4 protein-coding genes are annotated in these 3,364 nt (G+C 50.7%); 3 read left to right on the top strand and 1 reads right to left on the bottom strand.

Going from position 1 to position 3,364, the window contains the following annotated elements; genetic code table 11:
- Window positions 1-52: 52 nt before the first annotated feature.
- On the bottom strand, window positions 53-1,342 hold the full coding sequence (locus tag NZ772_16030; protein MCS6815064.1) for a pentapeptide repeat-containing protein: 1,290 nt from the start codon (window positions 1,340-1,342) through the stop codon (window positions 53-55).
- A 253-nt stretch (window positions 1,343-1,595) separates the two neighbouring features.
- Here NZ772_16030 and ndk point away from each other — a divergent pair, with 253 nt between their 5' ends.
- The 3 genes from ndk to NZ772_16015 all read left to right on the top strand — a co-directional run.
- Entirely contained in the window at window positions 1,596-2,051 is a 456-nt protein-coding gene (ndk, locus tag NZ772_16025; protein MCS6815063.1) for a nucleoside-diphosphate kinase, read from the top strand.
- A 155-nt stretch (window positions 2,052-2,206) separates the two neighbouring features.
- Window positions 2,207-3,019 (top strand): inositol monophosphatase, encoded by an 813-nt coding sequence (locus NZ772_16020; protein MCS6815062.1) that lies wholly within the window; start codon window positions 2,207-2,209, stop codon window positions 3,017-3,019.
- Window positions 3,012-3,364, top strand: a 353-nt coding sequence (locus NZ772_16015; GenBank protein ID MCS6815061.1) for a cupin domain-containing protein, incomplete at its 3' end; no start/stop codon positions are given. The genes NZ772_16020 and NZ772_16015, both read left to right, overlap by 8 nt.

Here is a 3,364-nt window from a genome sequence, read left to right as displayed (position 1 = left end):
TTGCGTTAGTGAAGTTGGGTAAGCAGGGACGATCTGCCATCCAGCAGTAACATTAACGACCAAGTTTGTTGGGGATACCCTGACAACCACCAGGAATCGTGGCGCGGGTTTTGCTGCCACCCCATGCACAGCAGTAGTAGCGTTGAGCATCAGACATTTCTTTGGCATTGGTGAAGATAGCACCTTCAACTACTGCCCCAGTGAACTCTCCTGTTTTGTAGTTGGGAAGGTCATCGCGGGTGCGCGGTGAAGCCTGCTCTGGATTGCCATAAAACAGCAAAGCACTGTTGAGGTCAGCACCAGTCAAGATGGCCTCGTAGAGAATCGTGCGACTGAGGTTGCTTTTCACCAAGTCGCAATAGCTGAGGTTAGCGCGAATAAGATTGGCTTCGCTCAGGTCTGTCCAGCGCAAGTCTGTGCCTTGTAAGTCGGCTCGCGCTAGGGTGACTCCAAGGTCAATCACACGAACGCCGTGGAGGCGGTCTTCTTCATAACCTCCGACCCCATCGAGAATGGCTCGCCCTAGGCGACGATCGCGCCGCAGTGGAGTCAATAACTTGGCACGGGAAAGGAAGCGAATAATTTTAGCTTTGCCATTAGCATCAACACTACTGAGGATAGCAGCAGTGCGCCCTTCAGCAATTGCCCGCTCTTGGGGCCAGTCTTCTAACAGACCCTCTTCATCCAGCACAAGCTCAGAAATGCCCTGGAAATAGGCATCGATCGTTTGCTGCTGGGTGATCATGTTTTGCTGAATTGTCAAGTCCTTAGAAATCACGTATTGTCGCCATGCAATATACACCGCTAGGATGGCAATCAAGATTTGCCCTACAGCACCAATCACTTCGCCAATCGCTCCCACAGCTTCCCAGTTGAGAGTTCGTGCCCGCAGAGCAACTTGGTAAGGAATGTTACTGAAGCGAATTAACCCTACTACAGCGATGGTAATCCCCAGAAAAGCTAACAAGGTCAACCGATCGCGACTTGATAATAACTCCGTCAGCCAACTGCGCACGTCGGGTAGCAGTAAACGTAGCGATGCCAAGAGAGTAACGATTGCCCCAGCGACTCCTAGCCAGCTAGAATTCAGCACCCAGCCCAACACCATGACCGCGATCGCTACCAATATCACCACCGCAGGATTGACAGATTGTGGAGGTGGGGTCTTAAACAATGACTGCTCTGGAAACCCTCCTTCCCCGGAAGCGTGGGGAGACTTGAGGCTAATAGGAACGGTAGATGCAGCGCTGTTAACTGATGTTGAAACACTGGTTGAAACACCAGGTTTACTGGTTTGGTCTGCTGATTCATAGGGCTGATCAGGACTAGGGATTGGAGTCATAGATTTAGTATCAATAGCATGGGTGAACACGAGTAAGCACTCAGATTAGGGTCTAGGCTAGTGACTTAGGACACCTGAGCAAGCATTCTAATAGCTGAATGAGGGGTTGCTCCACAACAGGTATGCTCTCATCTCCTCAGTTAGGAACTATACCGATGTCTCTTGATTGGCTGTACTGCTGCGTTTACTGAATGATCTGCGATCGGGTTGTTAACAGTGTAATCTTAATGATTGGAAATCAGAACGGAGAGCTATGACTGTAGAGCGCACTTTTATTGCCATCAAGCCCGATGGTGTTCAACGTAAACTGGTGGGCGAGATTATCCGCCGCTTTGAAACCAAAGGCTTTACCCTAGTGGGACTAAAGCTGATGTCTGTCAGCCGAGAACTAGCCGAACAGCACTATGCTGTACACAAGGAGCGCCCCTTCTTCTCGTCCTTGGTCAATTTCATCATTTCTTCTCCAGTTGTAGCGATGGTGTGGGAAGGGGATGGTGTAGTGGCCGCTGCCCGTAAAATTATTGGCGCGACTAACCCCTTAACGGCTGAACCGGGCACCATTCGGGGTGATTTTGGCGTGAATATCGGGCGCAATTTAATCCATGGGTCAGATGCGATCGAAACTGCCCAACAAGAAATAAAGCTCTGGTTCACCGACGAGGAACTAGTTAACTGGACACCGACGATTACACCTTGGACTTACGAGTAAATGAGGTCTTGATCCCTGCCATTCCCTATGGTGGCTAGCCAATCGATTAGTAACCCTAATAAGTGCTAAATCGTTCGTAGTGAGAACTTGAGTCCTCTGTATTGTAGGGAGGACTTGAGTCCTCTGAGCAACCATCACCCAACCTTGAGGTAGTCATGACATCCTCCCGCGATCTACAGCGTTTTCTGGATATTGCCACAGAAGCTGCCTTGGCAGCCGGTGGCGTATTGCAGGATTTTTCGGGCAAGCTAGGCAAAATTGAAGAAAAGGGTGAAGCTGGAAACCTAGTCACAGCAGCCGACAAAGCTGCGGAAGCACTAGTGTTGGAGATTTTGCAGCGGCACTTGCCTGACCATGGCATTTTAGCTGAAGAATCAGGCCGCTCTGGCAGTTTGGATAGTGGGTTTCTTTGGGCGATCGATCCCCTCGATGGCACCACTAACTATGCCCACCAATATCCCGTTTATTCGGTATCCATCGGCTTGTTAATCGATGGTATCCCCAGTGTGGGAGTTGTCTATGACCCTAGACGCAACGAATTATTCCGGGCAGCAAAGGGCCTAGGAGCAACCCGCGATCGTCGGCCTATCCACGTCTCAACTACAGCATCACTGGATAAGAGCCTGCTGGTAACTGGGTTTGCCTACGATCGCCGACAAACCCCCGACAACAACTATGCTGAATTTTGTCATCTCACCCATCTAACCCAAGGGGTGCGCCGGGGCGGCTCAGCCTCTGTTGACCTTGCCTATGTTGCCTGTGGCCGATTAGATGGCTATTGGGAGCGAGGCTTGTCTCCTTGGGATGTAGCCGCAGGGGCACTGTTGGTTACCGAAGCGGGCGGTCATGTCACCGCCTATGACAGTTCTGCCTGGGATATTACCTCTGGGCGGATCCTAGCGACCAATGGTCATATCCATCAACAACTTAGTCAGGCACTATTACAGGTTCGCCGTCACCATGAATAAGCACTATTGGATTGATCGCCTTTCATTAGTAGAACATATCGAAGGGGGCTACTTTGCTGAAACCTACCGCGCTCTAGAACAAATTCCTACCTCGCGTCTAGGGGGAAACCGCTCCACAATGACCTCGATTTATTACCTACTCACGGACGATCGGCCCATCGATCATCTACACAAAAACCAATCCGACATCATGCACTACTTCCATGCAGGCTCAGCTATTACCTACATCTTGGTTGACCTAGAGGGCAATTTGCATCGAGTTAAACTTGGCCTGGACTTAGCCCAGGGTGAGGTTCCCCAACTCCTAGTTCCGGGGGGTTACTGGAAAGCTGCCGTGCTCGAAAC

Source organism: Cyanobacteriota bacterium (assembly GCA_025054735.1).
Taxonomy (GTDB): Bacteria; Cyanobacteriota; Cyanobacteriia; order SKYG9; family SKYG9; genus SKYG9.
The sequence above is the reverse complement of the archived record's forward strand: the minus strand, read 5'-3'. Positions and strand labels throughout refer to the sequence as shown.